Genomic DNA, 20,883 nt, shown 5'->3' on the forward strand with positions numbered 1-20,883 from the left:
CCCGGCTATTCGGTTTCTGCACGATTATGCATTGTCGTTCAGTCGGAACGGTGGAGCGTCTGATCGTCCGCACCATTCCCTGCCGTCTGCGCCACGGCTGATTCGCGGCCGCTTGCCATTTGCTCGCTTCGTTATGCTGCATGCCGGCATTGCGGTGTCACGGCATTGAACCGCTGCGGTATTCCCGGCCATGCTCGCCGGCAACAAGAAGGGGAGGACCACCATGAAAATGACCGCCGCGATCCTGTTCGAGCAGGGGCTGCCACATCCATTCACCGTGTCGAAGCCACTGCGGATCGAGCGGGTCGAGCTGAACGGCCCTGGTCCCGGCGAGGTGATGATCGAGGTCGCTGCGGCGGGCCTCTGCCATTCCGACCTGTCGACCATCGAAGGCGTTCGTCCGCGCAAGCTGCCGACGGTCGTTGGTCACGAAGGCGCGGGCGTCGTGGTCGAAGTCGGTCCCGGCGTGCGTGACGTGAAGGTCGGCGATCATGTCGTCNCCTCGTTCGTGTCGAGCTGCGGCNCCTGCCGCTACTGCTCCGACGCCCGTCCCAATCTTTGCATGGTGTCCACCGCGTCGCGTGCCGCGGGCACGCTGCAATCCGGCGCGCGGCGCCTGTTCTGCGATGACGGCGGTGACCTGCATCACTACAGCGGCCTGTCGGTCTATGCGCAGTACGCGGTGGTCGCCGAAAGCTCGGTGGTGACCGTCGACAAGCGTGCGCCGCTCAACGTCGCCTCGCTGTTCGGCTGCGCGGTGATGACCGGTGTCGGCGCGGTTGTGAACACGGCGCAGGTTGCGCCTGGGCGGAGCTCCGCGGTGGTCGGCCTCGGCGGCGTCGGATTGAACTCGCTGTTGGCGCTGGTGGCTTCGGGCGCCTACCCGGTCATCGCCGCCGACGTGTTACCCGCGAAGCTGGAGCTGGCGAAATCGCTTGGCGCGACACATACGGTGCTGGCCAACGACAAGAACGCGATTGCGCAGGTGCGTGATCTGACACGGGGCGGCGTGGACTTCGCCTTCGAGATGGCGGGATCGCTGCCGGCGATGGACTTCGCCTACGCGATCACCGCGCGTGGCGGCACCACGGTCAGCGCCGGCCTGCCGAAGCCGGACGCGGCAATCGCCTATCCGCATGCGGCGATGGTAACCGACGAGCGCACCATCAAGGGCAGCTATATGGGAAGCTGCATCGCCCGCCGCGACATTCCGCGGTTCCTCGATCTGTACCTCGCGGGCAAGCTGCCCGTCGATAAGCTGCATGCGGGTGATCTGACGTTCGACGGCCTCAACGAAGGCTTCGACAAGCTCGCCGATGGCAGCGTCGTGCGGCAGACATTGCGACCCAATTGAGCGGCGCGGCAGATGCCGCAGGTGAGGTGACAACGATGTCTGCGCCGCGATGGCCCGACAACCATGTCATTCTCTATGACGGCATCTGCGTGTTCTGCTCGCGCTGGGTGCGCTTTATCGCGGCCCGCGACGGCGGACTGTTTCGCTTCACCGCGATCCAATCCGACTATGGACGAAAGCTCGCGGAGACCTTCGGGATCGACACTTCAGATCCCGACACCAATGCGGTGGTCGTGAACAATGCCGTGCTGTTCAAATCGGATGCGACGTTGACGGTCCTCGGGATGTTGCCTGGGTGGCGCTGGGCGCGGATGCTGACACGCGTGCCGAAGCGATTGCGCGATGCAGTCTATGATCTGGTCGCGCGCAACCGCTATCGGATCTTCGGGACCTATGACACATGCTTCGTCGGCGACGCATCGCTGCGCAAGCGCGTGCTCACCGAGATGTAAGGTTAGGCCGCACGAACAGGGATCGTCGCCAGCGCTTCCTTCCCAGCCCGGATGCCGCTCTCCAGCGCGCCGTGACAGGTGGAGAAGAAGTTCGGCGATGTCGCCTCGCCGGCAAAGAACAGCCGGTCGTCGACAGGCGTTGCCAGGATGGCGCGGTCGTCGGCATGGCCAGGTAAGGCATGCGAGTAGGATCCCGTCGCGAACCGATCATGCGCCCAGCGCGACGACGACAGCGGCCGCAGCTTCTTGCGGTAGGCTGAACCGAGCAGGGCGACGATCTCGTCGATCGCGGTTGCGGCCATGGCGCCCTCGCCGGCGTCTTCCAGTTCGCGCGCGAAGCGCCCGCCGAAGTAACCCTCGATGCTGGGGAAGCCCTGCGGCCGCAGGTGGTACGTGCCGGTGCCGACCTTCGTGGTCGAGCCGCGCAGGTTGCCGTCGCGCGGCAAGGCCTCGCCATCGTCGTCGAGCGCCAGCATCACCTTGTCGGCGAGGCCGAGAGGCAGGCCGCGCGTGGCCGCGATCTTGTCCGGCAGCGCGGGCGAGAAGCGCAGGGTTTCATCGGCGATCAGGTTCGTCGGAACGGTGACGATGACCTTGGTCGCGGTCAGCGTGCCGCGCGAGGTCTCGATGCGGATGCGCGCGCCCGCGTGATCGATCAGCCCGACCTGCGTATCGAAGGCGACCGGGCAGGTCGCGCCGTAGGCGGCCACCAGCGCGCCATAACCGCGCTTCACCCGCCAATTGACCTCGGTATCTTCATAAGCATCGATGTCGTAAATCGACACCCGATCCAGTTCGACACCGTTGATGTAGGTCGAAACGCAATCCAGCATCGCATTCCAGCGATTGCCCGGCAGCAGCAACGCGCTGGCGGGCCGGTCCGGCCCTTCTTCAGCCGCTTTCTCGGCGCGGGCATAGAACGCCTCCATCTCCCGCAGATACGCCTCGCGCTCGTGCTGCGGAAATCCGATGTTGAACGTCTGTTGGCTCCAATGCGGACGGCTGCGGTCGATATCGAAGCCGAGCCGGGTGGCGATCGCGACGAACGGGTTCTTGTCGGCCGAATGCAGCCAGCCGCAACCCACGTCGAAGACGATGCCGTTCTCGAGCTGGCGGGTGAAAGCTCGGCCGCCAAGCCGGTCGCGGGCTTCCAGCAGGATTACGCGCAGGCCGCTCGCCTCCAGCGCGCGCGCTGCGCCGATGCCGGCAGCGCCTGCGCCGATGATGGCAACGTCAACGTCGGACGGCAGCGGCATGGTGAATCCGATAGCCTATGGGCGAGAGTTGTCGGCTGCCGGGTGGGAACCCGGCGACTGACCTCAATATATGATCTTACGATCGTTTGCGCGACGCGTGTCAGCAGCAAGGATGACCGATGGCAGACATGCGCTTGCGGTAAGCGCATGCCTGGGATGGGGACCGTCAGCCCGCCAGCGCTTCCTTGGACTTCTCGGCCCGCTTGCGGTCGTTGGGATCGAGCAGCTTCTTGCGCAGCCGGATGGATTTCGGCGTCACTTCCACCAGTTCGTCGTCTTCGATGTAGGCGAGCGCCTTCTCCAGTGACATCTTGATCGGCGGCGTCAGCCGCACCGCCTCGTCCTTCGAGGTGGTGCGGATGTTGGTGAGCTGCTTGCCCTTCAGCACGTTGATCTCGAGATCGTTGTCACGGGTATGCTCGCCGACGATCATGCCGCGATAGACGCGCCAGCCCGGCTCGATCATCATCGGGCCGCGGTCTTCCAGCTTCCACATGGCGTAGGCCACCGCCTCACCCTGTTCGTTGGAGATCAGCACGCCGTTGCGGCGGCCGGGGATGTCGCCCTTATAAGGGGCGTAGCCGTGGAACAGCCGGTTCATCACCGCCGTCCCACGCGTGTCGGTCAGCAGTTCGCCCTGATAGCCGATCAGGCCACGGGTCGGAGCGTAGAACACGAGCCGCAGACGGTTGCCGCCCGACGGCTTCATCTCGATCATCTCCGCCTTGCGCTCGCTCATCTTCTGCACGACGACGCCGGAATGCTCCTCGTCGACGTCGATGACGACCTCCTCGACCGGTTCGGTCCAGCCGCCGGTGGCCTCGTCCTTCTGCAGAACCACACGCGGACGCGATACCGACAGTTCGAAGCCTTCGCGGCGCATGTTCTCGATCAGAATCGCGAGTTGCAGTTCGCCGCGGCCGGAGACTTCCATCGAGTCCTTGTCGTCGGCCTCGGTCACGCGCAGCGCGACGTTGCCTTCCGCTTCGCGCAGCAACCGGTCGCGAATCATGCGGCTGGTCACCTTGTCGCCTTCGGTGCCGGCGAGCGGTGAGTTGTTGACGATGAAGGACATCGATACGGTCGGCGGATCGATCGGCTGCGCGACCAGCGGCGTTTCGACGCTCGGGTCGCAGAAGGTGTCGGCAACGGTGCCTTTGGTCAGACCGGCGATGGCGACGATGTCGCCGGCTTCCGCCTCGTCGAGCGGAATGCGCTCGATGCCGCGGAACGCGAGAATCTTCGAAATCCGGCCCTGTTCGATCAGCTTGCCGTCGCGACTCATCGCCTTGATCGCCTGGTTCGGCTTGATGATGCCGGAGGTGATGCGGCCGGTGATCAGGCGGCCGAGATAGGGATTGGACTCCAGGATCGTGCCGATCATGCGGAACGGTCCGTCCTCGACCACCGGCGGTGCAACGTGGCGCAGCACCAGGTCGAACAGCGGCTGCATGCCGGCATCCTGCGGCCCGTCCGGGCTCTCGGCCATCCAGCCCTGCTTGGCGGAGCCGTAGAGAATCGGGAAGTCGAGCTGCTCGTCGGTGGCGTCGAGTGCCGCAAACAGGTCGAACACTTCGTTCACGACTTCGGTCGCCCGTGCGTCGGGACGATCGACCTTGTTGATCACGACGATCGGCTTCAGGCCGACCTTGAGCGCCTTCGAAACCACGAACTTGGTTTGCGGCAGCGGGCCTTCGGCGGCATCGACCAGCACCAGGGCGCCGTCCACCATGTTCAGGATGCGCTCGACCTCGCCACCGAAGTCGGCGTGGCCTGGCGTGTCGACGATGTTGATGCGGGTGTCCTTCCACTGCACCGAAGCGGCCTTGGCCAGAATGGTGATGCCGCGCTCGCGCTCGATGTCGTTGGAGTCCATCGCGCGTTCGGCGACACGCTGGTTTTCGCGGAATGTGCCAGATTGCTGCAGCAGGCGATCGACGAGTGTGGTCTTGCCATGATCGACGTGGGCGATGATGGCGACGTTGCGCAAATTCATAGGGTCTACCGGTTATGATCGCAGCGCTCCGGCAGAACCTGCCGAATGGATGACGCCGCGGATCTCATTGTTCGGGAACGATCACGTCCGAAAACCGGGACCGCTTTTCGGACGTCATGCCCAGCCACGCCGCCCTCAGAAACAGCGAGCCCGGCCTTCTGGGACCGGGCACTCGGGGGACGCGCTGCGGCGCAATATAGTCAGAAATCGTCCGAGAACAACGGCTTTTGCAGGAGCTCCGGCACCGAAATTTGGACTTTCTGGCCCGGAAACTCCCGGAACCGGCCAAGGGTCAGACCACGGCGGGCCGGGAGGGGCGAACCGAGGGCACCAGCGGCGTCGGATCGGTGGCCAGGAACAGGCGCCGGTCGGCAACGGCATTGTGGAACTGCTCAAGCGCGATCTGGAAGGCTGTCAGCGTTCCGGTCTCGATCGCGCCGTGTTCGTAGCAATCCAGCGTGTTGCGGAGAATGTCGTCGGCTTCCGCCTGCAGCTGGTCCAGTTCTTCGTGCGAGGCCGCCTTGCGCGCCTGCGTCAGCATTTGCAGCAGCCGCTCCCGCAGCGACGAGTTGGTGGTCCGGTCGTCCTTCTTCAGGTAGCTCACCGACCAGGCGCCCAGCGAGCCGAGGACCGACACCGCCATGATGCTCCACCAGATCAGGTCGCTGTAGGTCTCCATGAAGGTCTTTTCTTCGCCATCGACGTAGGCGGCGGCGCCGGGATGAACCGGAATCGCGGCGTCCTTGTCGGTGTCGGGCACCTCGATCTTGGCGGCGGAGGGATTCTCCGCGATCAGCGCCTGCCGCATCGAGAACAGCTGCCGCGTGAAGGCCGTCACGACCGAATCGGGCAGGGTCTTGCGCGCGACGATGTGGTGCGAGAAGCCGATGGTCTTGATGGTCTCGTCGGGCCGTGCGGGTGCTCCGCCAAAGGCGCCGGGGGCGATCTCGGTCGATTCGTAGATCGGATCGTTGTTGGCGATCACGTCGGCGGAATCGATCGGCAGAAAGATCGGTGCGCCGCCATCGCGCGCCGATGCCGCCACCGCGTCCGAGGTGATCCGGCTGTTGGGTGGGCCGACCGCGACCAGGGCATCGACCTTGTTGTTGCGGACCGCCTCGGCGACTTCATTCGCCGAGAACTGCAAGATCGCGACCTTGTCGATGGCGACGCCGTACTGCTTCAGGATCACGCGCAGCACGTTCACGTTCGATTGGCTGCGGCCGATGATGCCGATCCTGTGGCCGGCCAGATTGTCGATCCGCTTGATCTTCTGTTCCGGCGGCGCGCGTTTGGCGCCCTTGGCCGCGGCAACGGCAGGAGCCGGCGGCAGCCAGATGGCAACGATGTTCTTGCGCAGCGTCGCGACGGCCTGCGAGTCCTTCGGGAGCTTCTGGTCGCCGCGAACCACGGCGAGGTCGGCCTGACCGGCATCGAGAGCCACGGCGCTTTGCACCGAGCCGTCCGTCGGCACGAGGCGCAGGCGGATCGAGCTGCGGTCACGTCCGGCACCTTGCGGGTCGAACACCCGGGCGATCGACTGCACGACCTTGAAGTCTTCGCTGTTAGGAGGGCCGATCGCGATCCGCACCGTAACCGGACGGTTGAAGTAATAGATCGTTGCTCCGATCGCCGATGCCGCGGCGATCGCGCCCGCGACCAAGGACAGGATCGTCATGGCTCTTGGCCCGCGATGACGCGGAGCCGGTGTTCCGCCTGCTCCGAGCGAGCTATCGGCAGCCATCGATCGGGAAAAGAGCTGGCGCAGGGTCAGAGGCGTCATCCCACGAAGGTGCTTTCAACGGACAGTATAGCAAACTTTGCCGCTCTCACGCAGTTCCGCGATCGCGCCTGGGTTGGCATCGCGGAGACATCCATGCGGTTCGGGCCGATATCGCGTCCGGCCGTGAACCAAGACGGCCGCATATGGTAATTATAAGGCAGTGAAGGAGACCCGCATGACCGAGAAACTGACTGGCGAATCCCGCCGCACCGCGCTTGCGACATTGTCCGGCTGGGCCGAGGTTCCGGGCCGGGACGCGATCACAAAGACATTTGTTTTCAAAGACTTCAATGAAGCTTTCGGGTTCATGAGCCGGGTTGCGCTGGTGGCCGAGAAGCGGGATCACCATCCTGAATGGCGCAATGTCTACAAGACCGTGGAGGTGGTGCTGGCGACCCACGATGCGGGCGGCCTGACAGCCAAGGACATCGCGCTCGCGGAAGCGATGGACCGCATCGCCCGGATCTAAGGGGTTCGGGTCCAACATTTGCGTCCAGCTACATCCGGCTGCGTCCACCGTGGCCAGGATCCCCTGTTGGAATCGAAAACCGCTCGGAACCATAGGAGCTTAACGGAGCTTGGATTTTGCGCGACCGCGGCCGAGTGAGGTGCGAATACCGAATCCGCGCCACGCGCCGTTCATCTTGCAAACGCCCGCGCCGCTCACCAATTTTTGACTGCGTTCGCCGGCACCCGCCATGCGGACCGGTGTGACGAGGGTTGCCGAGCAATGGCCATGCATCACGCGACAGATGGCGCGACCGACTTCAACGCGGAGGATTTCGAGCCCGCGCGCAAGCTCGCGCAGGACAGCGAGAGTGTGCGCCGGCGCTTTAAGGCGAAGTTCAAGCGGTTCGCGGCGCGGCTGCCGTTCGCCGAGGACCTGCTGGCCGCCTACTATTGCGCCTTCGATCGCCAGACGCCACGCCATGTGCAGCTGTCGCTGCTCGGTGCGTTGGCCTACTTCGTACTGCCGTTCGATTTCGTTCCGGACATCCTGCCGATGCTCGGCTTCACCGACGATGCGGCGGTGCTGGTGACGGCGTTGCGGCTGGTGGCGACTCACATCCGCCCCGACCATCGCGAGGCCGCGCGGCAGGCTTTGGCGCGCGGGACCGAAGGCGATCTCGACAATCCCGCTGGTGCCTGAAGCTGCGGTTCACCCGAAGCGAACCGCAGCTCTATTTTTCAGCGGGATCTGGCCGAAAATCATCTCCGGCTCTTCGCGGTCATGCATCAGGGATGCAGGATGACCTTGCCCATTGCCTGACGGCTTGAAAGCACAGCCATTGCCTCGGCCGTTTTCGCCAGCGGGAAAGTGGCATGCACGTGCGAGGAGAGTTTTCCGTCCGCCGCCCATTGCACGATCTTCTCCAGGTTGGCGCGGCTCTTGTCCGGGAAGGCCTTGTTGAAGCCGCCCCAGAACACGCCGCGGATGTCGCAGCTCTTCAGCAGCGCGAGGTTGAGCGGGATGCGCGGGATCGGTCCCGAGGCGAAGCCGATCACCAGCAGGCGTCCCTCCCAGCCGAGCGAGCGCAGGGCCGCCTCGGTGAAATCGCCGCCGACCGGATCGAACACGATGTCGATGCCTTTCGTGCCGCCGATCTTCTTCAGGCCTTCCTTCAGATCGTTCGTCGCGTAATTGAACAGGATGTCAGCGCCGTGCTGCTTGCAGAACTGGAGCTTCTCGTCCGACGAGGCGCAAGCGACAACACGCAAGCCCATCAGCTTGCCGAGTTCGATCGCTGCAAGGCCGGTGCCGCCTGCGGCGCCAAGCACCACCAACGTTTCGCCCGGCTTCGGATCGGCGCGATCTTCCAGCGCATGCAGCGCGGTCGAGTAGATGAGGATGACACCAGCCGCGCGATCGTAGTCGAGCGAGTCGGGAATCTTGACCGTCAGTGCGGCATCGGCGGCAACCTTCTCGCGCGCGCCGTTGTAGCCGATCGAGGAGACGACGCGGTCGCCGACCTTCAGATCGGTGACGCCTTCGCCGACGCTCTCGATCACCCCTGCGATCTCAGCCGCCGGCGAGAACGGAAACGGCGGCTTGGTCTGATACTTTCCCTGCACCATCAGGATGTCGAAGAAGTTCAATGCCGCGGCCTTGATCGCGATCACGACCTGGCCTGGACCCGCAACCGGATCGGGCAGATCGCCGAGGACGAGATCGGCAGGTTCGCACCATTGCGAGCAGATGATGGCCTTCATGCAGCACCACGCGATTATGAGTGTTGATCGGGTCGCTGTTCATGGCGGATTTGCGCGGGTCCGACAATCCTCATCGTCGGTGCGGCTGTCGTGCGCGAGCATGCGCGCATGTGCGGTCGGGCCGCAGGCGAGAGGCGCGAAGCTTCACAATTTTGCCGTTCCCGTCTATTCCATTTGCGCAGCCGGATTCTGCGGAACTGGCTCGGAAAGCCCTGATTTGAGCGAGGTTCTTGAGATGTCGGTGCGAGGGGCAGTTGGTCTGGTGGCGTGCATTGCCGGCGCAGTCGCCTGTGTGTGGCCATTGCAGGTCAATGCACAAGCCGCGAAGGGTGCGAAAGCGGCCCCGAAGCAGGACACCAAGCAAGCCGCATCGGCTGCGACCGGGGGCGCCGAGCCGACACTCGTCGGGCAGTTCGGCCCGTGGGGTGCTTATGTCGCCTCGCCTGGCGGCAAGCGGATCTGCTTTGCATTGGCCAAGCCGACGTCGATGAAGACCAATCCACCCAACCGCCCGCGCGATCCGGCCTACGCCTTCATCTCCACGCGCCCGCAGGAGAAGGTCACCAACGAGGTCTCGATCATGATCGGTTATCCGTTGAAGCCGGGTTCGGAGGGGACGCTCGAAGTGTCTGGCAACCGCTATGCGATGTACACGCAGGGTGATGGCCTGTGGGTCAAGAATGCCGCCGAAGAGGAGAAGATGGTCGACGCCCTGCGCAAGGGTTCCGACGTGACCGTCAAGGGCGTCTCCTCGCGCGGCACCGAGACCACTGACGTCTATTCCTTGAGGGGGCTGTCGCAGGCGCTCGACCGGCTGGCGCAGGACTGTCGCCGCTAACTACCTCAAATCTGCATTGATTCTCAGCCGATAAAGCGCCAAGTAAGCGCCAGGAAAGGCGCTGACCTGGCCGAGGCCGGGTGGAGGCCCGGATCGCGCGTCCATGCGCTCCGGAAGAGCCCGGCGCGGGATTGATCGATGACTGTTACGGCAATCGAACCCCAGGCGGCGCGGGGCGTCCTCGTCGAGAAGGTGCCGCTGGAGAGCTATGTGCCGCCGGCGAAGCCGTCGCTGGTGGGGCTGTCGCGTGCGGAACTCGCCGAAAGGCTTGGCGGCATTGGCGTGCCGGAGGGCCAGCGCAAGATGCGCGTGCAGCAGCTCTGGCATTGGATGTATGTGCGCGGCGTACAGACCTTCGCCGAGATGACCAGCGTGTCGAAAGCGGTGCGTGCCGACCTGGAGCAGCACTTCACGGTGGCTCGGCCGGAGGTGGTCGCCGAGCAGATTTCCGAAGACGGGACCCGCAAATGGCTGCTGCGGCTGCCGAGCGGTCTTGCAGGCGAGCGCGCTCACGAGGTCGAGTGCGTCTACATCCCCGAGACCGATCGCGGAACACTGTGCGTGTCCTCGCAGGTCGGCTGCACGCTGAACTGCTCGTTCTGCCACACCGGTACGCAGCGCCTTGTCCGCAATCTGACGCCCGGAGAAATCGTCGGCCAGGTGATGGTGGCGCGTGATCGGTTGAACGATTGGGTCGATCGCGAGACGCCGAACGGCAACCGCCTCGTGACCAACATCGTGATGATGGGCATGGGCGAGCCGCTCTACAATTTCGACGCGGTGCGCGACGCCCTGGCGATCGTGTCGGACAACGAGGGCATCGGCATTTCGCGCCGGCGCATCACGCTGTCGACGTCGGGCGTGGTGCCGAACATCGTTCGCGCCGGCGAGGAGATCGGCGTGATGCTGGCGATCTCGCTGCACGCGGTGCGTGACGAGTTGCGCGACGAGCTCGTGCCGCTCAACCGCAAATATCCGATCGCCGAGCTGCTCGAGGCCTGCCGGAATTATCCGGGTCTTTCGAATTCGCGCCGCATCACCTTCGAGTATGTGATGCTGAAGGGCGTGAACGATTCGCTCGACGACGCCAAGCGGCTGGTCAAGCTGCTGAAGGGCATTCCCGCTAAGATCAATCTGATCCCCTTTAATCCGTGGCCAGGTTCGGCTTACGAGTGCTCGGATTGGACGCAGATCGAGGCATTCTCCGAATACGTCTTCAATGCCGGCTACTCGTCGCCGGTCCGCACGCCGCGCGGCCGCGACATCCTTGCGGCGTGCGGTCAGCTGAAGTCGGAGACCGAGAAGCTGTCGGCCCGCGAGCGTCAGGCGCTGCGAGCCATGGCTATGACCGACTGATCCTTGCGCGGCGCGGCTGCTCGTGGCCGTGCGCTCGCTTGGTTGCTGAATCGAACCCACGGGGGCAAAGCTGCGATGGCGTTGATTGGGCGGCTGATCGTCATCTGCGTTGCATTTCTAGCAGCAAGCCTCGCCGCCGGGTGCGTCATCGTGCTCGCGGTGATGTACCCGGAATGGAGCAGCCTCGATCTCGGGCCGATGGATCGTGACGCGCTCAGCGTGGTGATCGGCTTTGGGTTCATCTTCGTCAGTGGTTTTGCCTTGCTGCCTGCGCTGGTGATGGCGCTGGTGACCGAGGCGTTCAGCATCCGCAGCATTCTGTTCTATGCCATTGGCGGGGCTTTGTTCGGTCTCGGCGTCTATCTCGCCTTCACTCAGTACGATCCCTCGTCGATGACGTTCGTCGGCATCGAGCGCCGCGAGCTGGAGGTCATGACCGGTGCCGGAATCGTGGCGGGCCTGGTCTATTGGCTGATCGCGGGACGGCGTGCGGGTGCATGGCGCGAGACGTCGGACGCTGGTCGGAACACCTGAAGCATGGCGCGCAGTCAGCGGCGCTGGGCCCATTGCAGGGCTTGTTCGAGCCTGTCATTGCCCCAGAAAATTTCGCCATCGCCGGTCGAAAACGTTGGTGCACCGAAGATGTGCAGCGCCGAGGCGGCGTCGGTCTGCTGGCGCAACCGCGCCTTGATCGGTTCACTGTGGGCTTGGCCGAGGATCGGATCGGGCGGAAGGCCGAGATCGTGCAGCACAGCGACAATGGTTTCGGGCTTGCCGATATCGTGCCCGTGTGCGAACTCTGCCTGGTAGACGGCGCGGCTAAACGTCTCGCACCAGCCCTGGTCGGCACCGACCAAAGCCACACGCGCCGCGAGCAGGCTCGCCTGCGGGAACGGTTCCGGCCTGCGAAACGCAATTCCGATGTCGGCGCACAAGCGCTCCATGTCGCGCCACATGTACCGGCCTTTGACCGGAAAGAGATTGAACGGAGAGTTGTTTAGCCCCTGAGCCTGAAAAATCGGCCCGAGCAGAAATGGTCGCCAACGGATGCTGACGCCGGCCTGCTCGGCAAGCGGCGCGATGCGCATGGCGGCAACGTAGGAGTAGGTCGATGCGAAGTCATACCAGAAGTCGATCGTTGGCTGGGGCATCGCCACTCCTTGATTGCAAGGGCTAGAATGGTCCCAAGACGGCGCTGCGGCAAGCACACGAATTCGTCGGTGCGCCGCTCTTTTCAGAACTGACGAGGTCGGCTAGACCGAGGTTATGAATCGGACAGGTCTTTATATCGCGTTGGGGCTGTCGCTGGCATTCGTCGTCCTGTTCACGATCGTTCCCGATCTGGACCTTCGCGTCGGCGCATATTTCTTCGATGCCGCAAACCAGACGTTTCCGTTGAAATCGCATGTCGCCGCGTTGATCGCGCGCGAAACAGCGATGATCATCGCCTGGGCGCTCTGCACGCCGGCGATCGTCGCGCTTGTCGTCAAGCTGGTCCGGCCCGACAAGCCGCTGCTGCTTCCGGGCCGTTCGGTCGCCTTTCTTCTGATTACGATGGTGCTGACCGCGGGCATCGTCACGAATTTTACTTTCAAGACCTTCTGGGGTCGGCCACGGCCGGTCTCCACGGTCGAGTTCAGCGGCCAGTGGCAATACAAGCACTGGTGGCAGCCTGGCGGCGAGTGCCCGCGCAACTGTTCGTTCTTCTCGGGTGAAGCGGCAACGGCGTTCTGGACTTATGCGCCAGCAGCGCTTGCGCCGCCGCAATGGCGGCCGCTGGCTTACGTCGGCGCGACGGTACTGGGGCTTGCGACCGGCGGCTTGCGCATGGCGTTCGGCGGTCACTATGCGAGCGATGTCATCGTTGCTGGACTCGTCACATTCCTGTTGATCTGGCTGATCTATGCGATGGTCTATCGCTGGCCGTCGACGCGATCGACTGACGAGCAGGTCGATGCGGCTCTGACGCGGTTCGCATGGCCCGGTTATTCCTGGTTCCGTGGCTTGTTCGGTCCGAAGCCGGTGCTCCCCGACATGGCGCGCCAGCCACGGGCGGAGAGCGGGGCTCAGCCCTAAACGATGCGCATGCGCGTTTGCGTCCGGTCATGGCCGCGGCCTAGAGTGATCCGACGCCGCCTTCCTGTGATCGCACTATGACGCTTGCCCCTTCCGTCGATGCCAGACCCGCCGCCGCGCCGAGCCTGGCTCTTGCAGTGGCGCTGATCGCCGCGTTGACGATTCTGCGTTACGTCGGCCTGCATTACTCCGCGGTCGATCTGTTCTTCGACGAATCGCAGTATTGGGCATGGTCGCGCGAGCTCGCCTTCGGCTATTTCTCGAAGCCGCCCTTGCTCGCCTGGATCATCGCCGCCAGCAGTGCGATCTGCGGCGACGGTGAGGCCTGCGCACGGGCGGCGAGCCCGGTCCTCTATTTCGGCACGTCGCTTGCGATCTATGCGATCGCGCACGAGCTCTACAACGCGCGCACCGCATTCTGGTCCGCCATCGTATTCGCGCTGCTGCCGGGCGTCGCGTTTTCCAGCCGCATCATCTCGACCGACGTGCCGCTGTTGTTCTTCTGGGCGCTGGCGTTGCTGGCCTATGTGAAGCTGCTGCGTGGGGCGGATTGGCGCTGGGCGATCCTGCTCGGCGTTGCGCTGGGACTCGGCATGCTGGCGAAGTATGCGATGGCATACTTCCTCGCCGGCATGATCATCGCGGCGCTGTTCGATCGCGCGGCCCGTGCTGTGCTGGCGCGGCCGCAGACGTGGGTAGCCATCGCCCTCGCGGTGCTGATCCTGTCGCCAAACATCGCCTGGAACATGAGCAACGGCTTCGTCACGCTGAAGCACACTGGCGACAACATTCAGGGCAACTCCGGCTTGCGCCTCACGGTGGTCGGCGCGCTCGAGTTTCTGGCCAGCCAGTTCGGCGTCGTCGGGCCACTGGTGTTCGGGACATTCCTGGTCGCGCTGGCGCGCTTCGGCAGAAGCGAGGTCAGTCGCGAGGACCGGTTGATGATCGTGTTCGCGATTCCGCCGCTGGCCGCGGTCACCGCGCTCGGCCTGTTCCGCGGCGTCAATGCGAACTGGGCGGCCGCCGCATTCGTGTCGCTGACCGTCGCCGTCGTTGCCATCTGGATCCGGCAGGAGCGTTCGCGGCTGCTCGCCGCCACGTTGGCCATTGGTGTCGTCGCACAGGCGGCGCTGCTTGCCGGTGACGTGGTCGCCTATCAGGCAGGCGTCGCGTCGCTCGGCGAGAAGGGTGATGTGTACCGCCGGACGCTCGGCTGGCGCGGTCTCGGCGAGGCGGTGCGGCAGAAGGCCGGTGAAGCCGGCGCGCAGTCGATCGCCGCTGATGGGCGGCACGAACTGGCTTCGCTGATCTACTACCTGCACGATATGCGCCAGCCGGTGTTGTCCTGGCCGGTGGGCAGGGGCCCCGACAACCAATTCGACATGACTCACGCGCTGACCGCGGCCGCGTCCGAGCCGATCCTCTTCATCAGCGCCTGTCCGCTCGAGGGCCGTCTGGCGCGGCAATATCGCGAGGTGAGGCCGCTTGGCGAAATCTCGGTGCCGAGCGGCCCGCACTCGTCACGCCATTACCGCGCCTTCCTGCTCTCCGGCGTGCGCGGACCGGTCGCGCCGCTGGGCGGCTGTACTAACTGAGCGGCTCCACCCGGCCCATTCCGTGGGCCCATTCCACGCGCCACGGCCTGTCGGCGGCGGCGCGTTGGGCCCAAAAGCGCTTGCGCAACAGGGCTTTGTGCCTATAGTCGCCGCCGCACAGTGATCGGAGCGGCCGCGCGGATGCGGTCCGACAGTCAAAGGTTTCCATGAGCAAGGGCGACGTGAAGAAGGTGGTGCTTGCCTATTCGGGCGGGCTCGATACCTCGATTATCCTGAAGTGGCTGCAGACCACCTATGGCTGCGAGGTGGTGACGTTCACCGCCGATCTCGGCCAAGGTGAAGAGCTCGAGCCCGCGCGCAAGAAGGCGCTGCTGCTCGGCATCAAGCCGGAGAACATCTTCATCGAGGATTTGCGCGAAGAGTTCGTGCGCGATTACGTGTTCCCGATGTTCCGCGCCAATGCGGTCTATGAGGGCCAGTATCTGCTGGGCACCTCGATCGCGCGCCCGTTGATCGCCAAGAAGCAGATCGAGATCGCCGAGAAAGTCGGTGCCGATGCGGTGTCGCATGGGGCGACCGGCAAGGGCAACGACCAGGTCCGTTTCGAGCTTGGTTATTACGCGCTGAAGCCGGACATCAAGATCATCGCGCCGTGGCGCGAGTGGGACTTCAAGAGCCGCGAACAGATGATCGAGTATGCCGAGAAGCATCAGATCCCGATCGCCAAGGACAAGCGCGGCGAGGCGCCGTTCTCGGTCGACGCCAACCTGTTGCACGCGTCCTCGGAAGGAAAGGTGCTGGAAGATCCCGCGCAGGAAGTGCCGGATTACGTCTATTCGCGCACCATCGATCCGGAGAAGGCGCCGGACAAGCCGACCTACATCACCATCGATTTTCAGCGCGGCGATGCTGTCGCCATCGACGGCAAGGTGATATCGCCGGCGACGCTGCTGACCAAGCTCAACGAGCTCGGCCGCGCCAACGGCATCGGCCGGCTCGATCTGGTCGAGAACCGGTTCGTCGGCATGAAGTCGCGTGGCATGTACGAGACGCCCGGCGGCACGATCCTGCTGCAGGCGCACCGTGGCATCGAGCAGATCACGCTCGATCGCGGCGCCGGCCATCTCAAGGATGAGCTGATGCCGCGCTATGCGGAACTGATCTACAACGGCTTTTGGTTTGCGCCTGAACGGGAGATGCTGCAGGCGGCGATCGACTACAGCCAGCAGCATGTGACGGGGCGCGTCACATTGAAGCTCTACAAGGGCAACGTCATTCTGGTCGGCCGCGAGAGTCCGAACTCGCTTTACGACCAGGACCTCGTCACCTTCGAGGAAGGCAAGGTCGCTTACGACCATCGTGATGCGGCAGGCTTCATTCGCCTCAACGCACTGCGGCTGCGCACGCTCGGCCAGCGCAAGAAGAAGCTGGGTCTTTGATCATCGAAAGGCGTGCGGGATCGCACCTTTGCGCTGATAGGCGGGACAGGCAGCCTCCAAGGGCTGCCTGTTTTGATCTTGGACCCTGCCACGTCGCCGACAGTTCGAGTGAGCATGTGCCCGAAGCGATGCTCGCGTTATCGCTCTATGCCGTTCGCAGCGCCTCGAGCAGCGCTGCGAATGCTTTCGCGTAGCGCGGGGCGGCATCTTTCACATTGGCCGCGCTGGCGCAGGCAACGGCCGCTTCCGTCATCGCGCCGAGCAGCAAGCGGGCCAGCGGCTCCACCGGCTGCCGTGCAATCAGCCCGCGCTCCATGGCAGCGGCCAGCGCGCGGGGAATCTTGCCGCCGAAGTGCTGCGCGTCGATTGCGCGCCAGCGCTCCCAGCCCAGCACGGCGGGGCCGTCGCGCAGGATGATTTGTCCCGTCGATCCCTTGGAGCAGGCTGCGAGATAGTGACGTGTGCCGGCAGCCATCGCGCGTAGGATGTCGCTTTCCGCGCGCGAGACCTGGTCGATCTCGGTGACGAGCTCGCGCGAGGTGAGGTCGAACACCGCCTCGAAGACAGCCTCCTTGGTCTTGAAGTGGTGATAAATGGCGCCCTTGGCGACGTGCGCGGCGGTCGCGATATCGTTCATCGTCGTCGGATGGAATCCGCCGCTGCCGAACAGGCGGCGCGCTGCTTTCACGATTGCGGCGCGGGTTGCCGCGCGCCGATCAGACTGGGTGGCCATGACGGTTCTTTAGCGGCATTCGCACCGCGCGCCAATTGACTTTTGGACTGCCGGTCGGTAAATACCGACCATTGGTCGGTATTTTGTCAGATCCTTTCGGGAGATGCGCATGCCAAGCCGAGAGACGATCGAGGCCTTCTCCAGGATGGTGGAATCCGGCGACCACGTCGGCGCCATCGAACGATTCTATGCGGCTGATGCCTCGACGCGGGAAAACATGGCCGAGCCTGTGCGCGGGCGCGACGCGCTGATGACGAAGGAGCGCAAGGTGCTGAGCTCCTACAGATCGGTCGCGACCTATCGGCTAGGCCCGATCCTGATCGATGGGGACAAGGCCGCGTTTCACTGGCGCTTCGAGTTTACGCCGGAGAATGGTCCGACGAGAGTTCTGGAGGAGGTCGCGTTGCAGACCTGGCGGGGAGAAGAGCTGGTCGAGGAGCATTTCTTCTATGACCCGCGACAGATGACGCAAGCCTGATCGGGACCATCTAACGGCCGGCATAGGAAGACGCTGAAAACGACGAGCAGAAACAGAGCGGCCGGCGAAGGATTCACCCTAGCGCCGGCCGCTTCGTGTTCGTTGGTGAACGGCTCAGTAGCCGTAGCTGCCGAAGCCGCCCTTCGGATAACCCGGCAGATCCCACGGATCGGGAAGCGGCTGGCGGCTCCAGGAGCGCCCGGTCAGCTGACCGATGGTGTCGCCGCTGTTCGGCGGAATCGCGTAGTCGGTGTACTTGCGCTCGCCCGGAAGCACCTCGGTTCCCAAGTCGAGCCAATTCCGGCGCGAGACGTAAATCCGCGTGCGGGGACCGGCTTGATAGGAGTAGTTCGGCGAATTGGCGCTCACGACAGTCCGCTTGCGCTTCTGCTGCGCATCGGCCGGGCTGGCGCTCAGGCTGACCGTGATCAGCGCCGCTGCCGCGATCCCCAGGCCGACCTGCAAGAATCTAAAATTCATCTTATCCTCTCAAGGGATTACCCCGTTTGCGGGCCACCATACAGGGGGGCCTCCCGTGACCACAAGGTCAATTGGGCCACACTCGGAGACATAATGGCGGGAGGGGTCGTTCGGTTGCGCCGGCCAGTCCCTGCTCGCGAGCTTGCGAATGAAAAGCCAGAACGTCCCCGTCCGAACGATTAGTCGGTAGTGCGGCAGCCGGCGCGCCTGAGCTCGGCCCGGGCAAACAGTTCGGCGAGCTTGAGATCGTTGCCGGCCGAAAGAAGGGTCAGGCGATCGAGCATGCAGCCAAGAGCTTGCCGCTGACTGCGTTGCTCTCCCTGGCAGGCCCACGCCGTGATCAGCAACCGCGGCTCGTCAAATGTGCGGGCCAGACTGAGACAGGGCTGAGCCGTCCCCGACGCATGGCTTGAGAAACGGGTCAAGGCGACAGGACCGAATTTGCTTTCGAGCAGCCCCGCAGGCTCGACGTCCTGGACGTGGGCCAAGTCTCCGCGTGCGGAAATCTTGAAAATGCCGGTGTCGAATTCGGTCCGTTCCTGACCGGGACGGTAGATTTCCAGCTGCGCGATCGGTGGGTCCTCCGGCGTGGGAGCCCAGCTCAGAATGTCCCTGCGACCGCCATCCGGATGCCGGAAGATGTCGTAACTCTCTGATTTATCGGAAAAATAGGTCACAGGTGCGGAGAAGGCCGGCTGCGGGCGGCTGGCTTGGGTCCAGGCTCGCGATTCGTTCGAAACAGGCAGCGATGTATGCAGTCCCGCCACGAGCGGCGAAAGCTGGTGGAATGCGATCAGCGCCAGCGCGCCGATGCCGCCAACGTAAGCAAACAGACGAACGGAGGTCGCCCGGAACTCCCGGACAAAATTGACCAGCGTCGGACGCAGCCGGACGTGCTGGGGCGTGTTAGGCTGATGGGGATCTGGCTTCATGAGGACTTGCAGGTGGGCAACGTTGTCTCGCCGGTGGTTCTCGCCTAGAAGCGCGGACGCTTCGGTTATCCGCGCAGTCATGGACGAGGCATTTTTGTTCGGAGAGAGTGAACGATGGGTTACAAGGTTGCAGTGGTCGGAGCGACCGGCAATGTCGGCCGGGAAATGCTCGACATTCTGGCCGAACGCCGATTTCCGGCGGACGAGGTCGTGGCAGTCGCATCCCGCAGGAGCCAGGGCATCGATGTGTCCTTTGGCGACAAAACTCTGAAAGTCAAAGCTCTCGAGAACTACGATTTTTCCGATGTCGATATCTGCCTGATGTCGGCGGGCGGCTCCGTCTCGAAGGAGTGGTCGCCGAAGATCGCCGCGGCCGGCGCCGTCGTGATCGATAACTCGTCGGCGTGGCGCTATGACGCCGACGTGCCGCTGATCGTTCCGGAAGTGAATGCGGACGCGGTTGCGGGCTTCACCAAGAAGAACATCATCGCCAATCCGAACTGCTCGACGGCGCAACTCGTCGTCGCGCTGAAGCCGCTGCACGATGCGGCGAAGATCAAGCGCGTGGTCGTCTCGACCTACCAGTCGGTGTCGGGCGCCGGTAAGGAAGGCATGGACGAACTGTTCGCCCAGACCAAGGCGGTCTACACGACCGGCGAAATCGAGGCGAAAAAGTTTCCGCGTCGTATCGCCTTCAACCTCATCCCGCACATCGACGTGTTCATGGAGGACGGTTACACGAAGGAAGAGTGGAAGATGATGGCCGAGACGAAGAAGATTCTCGATCCCGCCATCAAGCTGACCGCGACCTGCGTACGTGTGCCGGTGTTCATCGGCCACTCGGAAGCCGTCAACATCGAATTCGAGAAGCCGATCACACCGGACGAGGCGCGTGAGGTTCTGCGCAAGGCGCCGGGCGTGCTCGTCATCGACAAGCACGAGGACGGCGGCTACGCCACGCCGTACGAAGCCGCCGGCGAGGACGCGACCTACATCAGCCGCATCCGCGAGGATGCGACGGTGGAGAACGGTCTCGTGCTGTGGTGCGTGTCGGATAACCTGCGCAAGGGCGCGGCGCTGAACGCGGTTCAGATCGCCGAGTGCCTGAACAATCGTAAGCTGCTGCAGCCGAAGAAAGCGGCGGCCTGAGACGCTCTCGTGTCGGGCCGGTTTCGTGCCGGCCCGAACGGGCGTTGCCTCACCTACGCTCGGCCGTCCACCGTGACGAAATTGCCGGTCGCCCGATCGAGCACCGATAGCGAGCCCTTCGCCACGCCAAAATAGGCTCCATGCAGAGCCAGCGTTCCCCGCTCGACCAGAATGCTGATGCAGGGAAACGTCATCAGGTTCTCGAGGCTGCGGCTGACGGCGGCTTTCTCGAGCCGGGTGATGAAGTTCTGCACGGTCTCGTCATCGCCGCGCGGCCCGAGCTTGTCTGCGGCGGGCGCGATCAGTGACATCCAGCGGCCGATGAAGTCGCCCGGCGATAGCGGCGCAGCGTCCTCGACAAAGGCTTTCACGCCGCCGCACTGCGCATGGCCGAGCACGACGATGTGCTTCACGCGCAGCACCTGCACTGCGAATTCCAGCGCGGCGGAGACACCGTGCAACTGGCCGTCGGGGGAATAGGGCGGCACCAGGTTGGCGACGTTGCGCACGACGAACATTTCGCCGGGGCCGGCATCGAAGATCACCTCCGGCGAGACGCGGGAGTCGCAACAGCCGATCACCATGATCTCGGGAGACTGGCCGCGCTCGGACAACTCGCGGTAGCGCGTCTGCTCGGTCGGCAGGCGCTGTGTCGCGAAGGTCTGATAGCCGGAGATCAGCCGCTGGGGGAACGACGATGTCATGGTTGCCTCGGTTTTAACATGGCTCTCAATTCGGCCGGTCTCTTGACCCGGCCGCCCACGTCTTTAGAGCATGATCGCAAAAAGGGGGAG

The 20,883-nt window shown here is 64.0% G+C and carries 21 protein-coding genes; 12 read left to right on the top strand and 9 right to left on the bottom strand.

Translation table 11 applies throughout. The features are described 5' to 3' along the window. Positions 1-223: 223 nt before the first annotated feature. Both X566_RS09435 and X566_RS09440 read left to right on the top strand, forming a co-directional pair. Positions 224-1,354: a zinc-dependent alcohol dehydrogenase family protein gene (locus X566_RS09435; RefSeq protein WP_034468245.1), complete on the top strand. Its 1,131-nt coding sequence runs from the start codon at positions 224-226 to the stop codon at positions 1,352-1,354. A 35-nt stretch (positions 1,355-1,389) separates the two neighbouring features. Next, a complete protein-coding gene (locus X566_RS09440; RefSeq protein ID WP_034468246.1) occupies positions 1,390-1,806 on the top strand; it encodes a thiol-disulfide oxidoreductase DCC family protein in 417 nt (138 codons plus the stop codon). A gap of 2 nt (positions 1,807-1,808) precedes the next feature. On the opposite strand, the gene X566_RS09445 is transcribed toward X566_RS09440, so the two are convergent. From X566_RS09445 to X566_RS09455, 3 genes are all read right to left on the bottom strand, one after another. Next, complete coding sequence (locus X566_RS09445; protein ID WP_034465514.1) at positions 1,809-3,062, bottom strand: NAD(P)/FAD-dependent oxidoreductase; 1,254 nt, start codon at positions 3,060-3,062, stop codon at positions 1,809-1,811. A gap of 166 nt (positions 3,063-3,228) precedes the next feature. Further along, positions 3,229-5,058: a translational GTPase TypA gene (typA, locus tag X566_RS09450; RefSeq protein ID WP_034465516.1), complete on the bottom strand. Its 1,830-nt coding sequence runs from the start codon at positions 5,056-5,058 to the stop codon at positions 3,229-3,231. A 292-nt stretch (positions 5,059-5,350) separates the two neighbouring features. Further along, positions 5,351-6,730, bottom strand: coding sequence for a TAXI family TRAP transporter solute-binding subunit (locus tag X566_RS09455; RefSeq protein ID WP_244434780.1), 1,380 nt, complete (start codon positions 6,728-6,730; stop codon positions 5,351-5,353). A 271-nt stretch (positions 6,731-7,001) separates the two neighbouring features. Here X566_RS09455 and X566_RS09460 point away from each other — a divergent pair, with 271 nt between their 5' ends. Continuing rightward, positions 7,002-7,310: a 4a-hydroxytetrahydrobiopterin dehydratase gene (locus tag X566_RS09460; RefSeq protein WP_275451018.1), complete on the top strand. Its 309-nt coding sequence runs from the start codon at positions 7,002-7,004 to the stop codon at positions 7,308-7,310. 267 nt (positions 7,311-7,577) lie between these two features. Continuing rightward, a complete protein-coding gene (locus X566_RS09465) occupies positions 7,578-7,991 on the top strand; it encodes a YkvA family protein (RefSeq protein WP_034468248.1) in 414 nt (137 codons plus the stop codon). Between the two features lie 86 nt (positions 7,992-8,077). Here X566_RS09465 and X566_RS09470 read toward each other — a convergent pair whose 3' ends face one another. Continuing rightward, a complete protein-coding gene (locus X566_RS09470; protein WP_034465522.1) occupies positions 8,078-9,052 on the bottom strand; it encodes an NADPH:quinone oxidoreductase family protein in 975 nt (324 codons plus the stop codon). A 235-nt stretch (positions 9,053-9,287) separates the two neighbouring features. Between X566_RS09470 and X566_RS09475 the strand changes: the two genes are divergently transcribed. From X566_RS09475 to X566_RS09485, 3 genes are all read left to right on the top strand, one after another. Next, a complete protein-coding gene (locus tag X566_RS09475; RefSeq protein ID WP_034465524.1) occupies positions 9,288-9,890 on the top strand; it encodes an invasion associated locus B family protein in 603 nt (200 codons plus the stop codon). Between the two features lie 153 nt (positions 9,891-10,043). Then, entirely contained in the window at positions 10,044-11,246 is a 1,203-nt protein-coding gene (gene rlmN, locus X566_RS09480) for a 23S rRNA (adenine(2503)-C(2))-methyltransferase RlmN (protein ID WP_409337831.1), read from the top strand. A gap of 75 nt (positions 11,247-11,321) precedes the next feature. Beyond that, a complete protein-coding gene (locus X566_RS09485) occupies positions 11,322-11,780 on the top strand; it encodes a hypothetical protein (protein ID WP_034465529.1) in 459 nt (152 codons plus the stop codon). A 14-nt stretch (positions 11,781-11,794) separates the two neighbouring features. On the opposite strand, the gene X566_RS09490 is transcribed toward X566_RS09485, so the two are convergent. Further along, the gene (locus tag X566_RS09490; RefSeq protein ID WP_034465532.1) at positions 11,795-12,397 is read right to left on the bottom strand and encodes a 2-hydroxychromene-2-carboxylate isomerase; all 603 of its coding nucleotides are present in this window, start codon (positions 12,395-12,397) and stop codon (positions 11,795-11,797) included. Between the two features lie 115 nt (positions 12,398-12,512). Here X566_RS09490 and X566_RS09495 point away from each other — a divergent pair, with 115 nt between their 5' ends. The 3 genes from X566_RS09495 (at position 12,513) to X566_RS09505 (ending at position 16,317) form a co-directional block, all read left to right on the top strand. Beyond that, positions 12,513-13,322, top strand: a complete 810-nt coding sequence (locus X566_RS09495; protein ID WP_051443975.1) for a phosphatase PAP2 family protein — start codon at positions 12,513-12,515, stop codon at positions 13,320-13,322. A 77-nt stretch (positions 13,323-13,399) separates the two neighbouring features. Continuing rightward, entirely contained in the window at positions 13,400-14,917 is a 1,518-nt protein-coding gene (locus tag X566_RS09500; protein ID WP_034465534.1) for a glycosyltransferase family 39 protein, read from the top strand. Positions 14,918-15,084: 167 nt separating this feature from the next. Beyond that, positions 15,085-16,317 (top strand): argininosuccinate synthase, encoded by a 1,233-nt coding sequence (locus tag X566_RS09505; RefSeq protein WP_034465537.1) that lies wholly within the window; start codon positions 15,085-15,087, stop codon positions 16,315-16,317. A gap of 145 nt (positions 16,318-16,462) precedes the next feature. On the opposite strand, the gene X566_RS09510 is transcribed toward X566_RS09505, so the two are convergent. Beyond that, complete coding sequence (locus X566_RS09510; protein ID WP_034465541.1) at positions 16,463-17,050, bottom strand: TetR/AcrR family transcriptional regulator; 588 nt, start codon at positions 17,048-17,050, stop codon at positions 16,463-16,465. 109 nt (positions 17,051-17,159) lie between these two features. On the opposite strand from X566_RS09510, the gene X566_RS09515 reads away from it, so the two are divergent. Next, a complete protein-coding gene (locus X566_RS09515; protein ID WP_034468251.1) occupies positions 17,160-17,528 on the top strand; it encodes a nuclear transport factor 2 family protein in 369 nt (122 codons plus the stop codon). 114 nt (positions 17,529-17,642) lie between these two features. On the opposite strand, the gene X566_RS09520 is transcribed toward X566_RS09515, so the two are convergent. Then, positions 17,643-18,008, bottom strand: a complete 366-nt coding sequence (locus X566_RS09520; protein WP_034465544.1) for a hypothetical protein — start codon at positions 18,006-18,008, stop codon at positions 17,643-17,645. A 179-nt stretch (positions 18,009-18,187) separates the two neighbouring features. Continuing rightward, positions 18,188-18,940, bottom strand: coding sequence for a hypothetical protein (locus tag X566_RS09525; RefSeq protein ID WP_051443976.1), 753 nt, complete (start codon positions 18,938-18,940; stop codon positions 18,188-18,190). Between the two features lie 114 nt (positions 18,941-19,054). On the opposite strand from X566_RS09525, the gene X566_RS09530 reads away from it, so the two are divergent. Then, a complete protein-coding gene (locus X566_RS09530; protein WP_034465546.1) occupies positions 19,055-20,089 on the top strand; it encodes an aspartate-semialdehyde dehydrogenase in 1,035 nt (344 codons plus the stop codon). A 53-nt stretch (positions 20,090-20,142) separates the two neighbouring features. Here the strand turns inward: X566_RS09530 and X566_RS09535 are convergent, their stop codons facing one another. Beyond that, positions 20,143-20,793 (bottom strand): carbonic anhydrase, encoded by a 651-nt coding sequence (locus X566_RS09535; RefSeq protein ID WP_034465548.1) that lies wholly within the window; start codon positions 20,791-20,793, stop codon positions 20,143-20,145. Positions 20,794-20,883 lie beyond the last annotated feature (90 nt).

The organism is Afipia sp. P52-10, assembly GCF_000516555.1.
Classification (GTDB): Bacteria; Pseudomonadota; Alphaproteobacteria; order Rhizobiales; family Xanthobacteraceae; genus P52-10.

Excerpts from the sequence above, each read along its gene's own strand:
- X566_RS09440 (WP_034468246.1), top strand. The coding sequence starts at position 1,390 with ATGTCTGCGCCGCGATGGCCCGACAACCATGTCATTCTCTATGACGGC.
- X566_RS09445 (WP_034465514.1), bottom strand. The coding sequence starts at position 3,062 with ATGCCGCTGCCGTCCGACGTTGACGTTGCCATCATCGGCGCAGGCGCT.
- typA (WP_034465516.1), bottom strand. The coding sequence starts at position 5,058 with ATGAATTTGCGCAACGTCGCCATCATCGCCCACGTCGATCATGGCAAG.
- X566_RS09465 (WP_034468248.1), top strand. The coding sequence starts at position 7,578 with ATGCATCACGCGACAGATGGCGCGACCGACTTCAACGCGGAGGATTTC.
- X566_RS09470 (WP_034465522.1), bottom strand. The coding sequence starts at position 9,052 with ATGAAGGCCATCATCTGCTCGCAATGGTGCGAACCTGCCGATCTCGTC.
- X566_RS09475 (WP_034465524.1), top strand. The coding sequence starts at position 9,288 with ATGTCGGTGCGAGGGGCAGTTGGTCTGGTGGCGTGCATTGCCGGCGCA.
- X566_RS09485 (WP_034465529.1), top strand. The coding sequence starts at position 11,322 with ATGGCGTTGATTGGGCGGCTGATCGTCATCTGCGTTGCATTTCTAGCA.
- X566_RS09490 (WP_034465532.1), bottom strand. The coding sequence starts at position 12,397 with ATGCCCCAGCCAACGATCGACTTCTGGTATGACTTCGCATCGACCTAC.
- X566_RS09495 (WP_051443975.1), top strand. The coding sequence starts at position 12,513 with ATGAATCGGACAGGTCTTTATATCGCGTTGGGGCTGTCGCTGGCATTC.
- X566_RS09500 (WP_034465534.1), top strand. The coding sequence starts at position 13,400 with ATGACGCTTGCCCCTTCCGTCGATGCCAGACCCGCCGCCGCGCCGAGC.
- X566_RS09505 (WP_034465537.1), top strand. The coding sequence starts at position 15,085 with ATGAGCAAGGGCGACGTGAAGAAGGTGGTGCTTGCCTATTCGGGCGGG.
- X566_RS09510 (WP_034465541.1), bottom strand. The coding sequence starts at position 17,050 with ATGGCCACCCAGTCTGATCGGCGCGCGGCAACCCGCGCCGCAATCGTG.
- X566_RS09515 (WP_034468251.1), top strand. The coding sequence starts at position 17,160 with ATGCCAAGCCGAGAGACGATCGAGGCCTTCTCCAGGATGGTGGAATCC.
- X566_RS09520 (WP_034465544.1), bottom strand. The coding sequence starts at position 18,008 with ATGAATTTTAGATTCTTGCAGGTCGGCCTGGGGATCGCGGCAGCGGCG.
- X566_RS09525 (WP_051443976.1), bottom strand. The coding sequence starts at position 18,940 with ATGAAGCCAGATCCCCATCAGCCTAACACGCCCCAGCACGTCCGGCTG.
- X566_RS09530 (WP_034465546.1), top strand. The coding sequence starts at position 19,055 with ATGGGTTACAAGGTTGCAGTGGTCGGAGCGACCGGCAATGTCGGCCGG.
- X566_RS09535 (WP_034465548.1), bottom strand. The coding sequence starts at position 20,793 with ATGACATCGTCGTTCCCCCAGCGGCTGATCTCCGGCTATCAGACCTTC.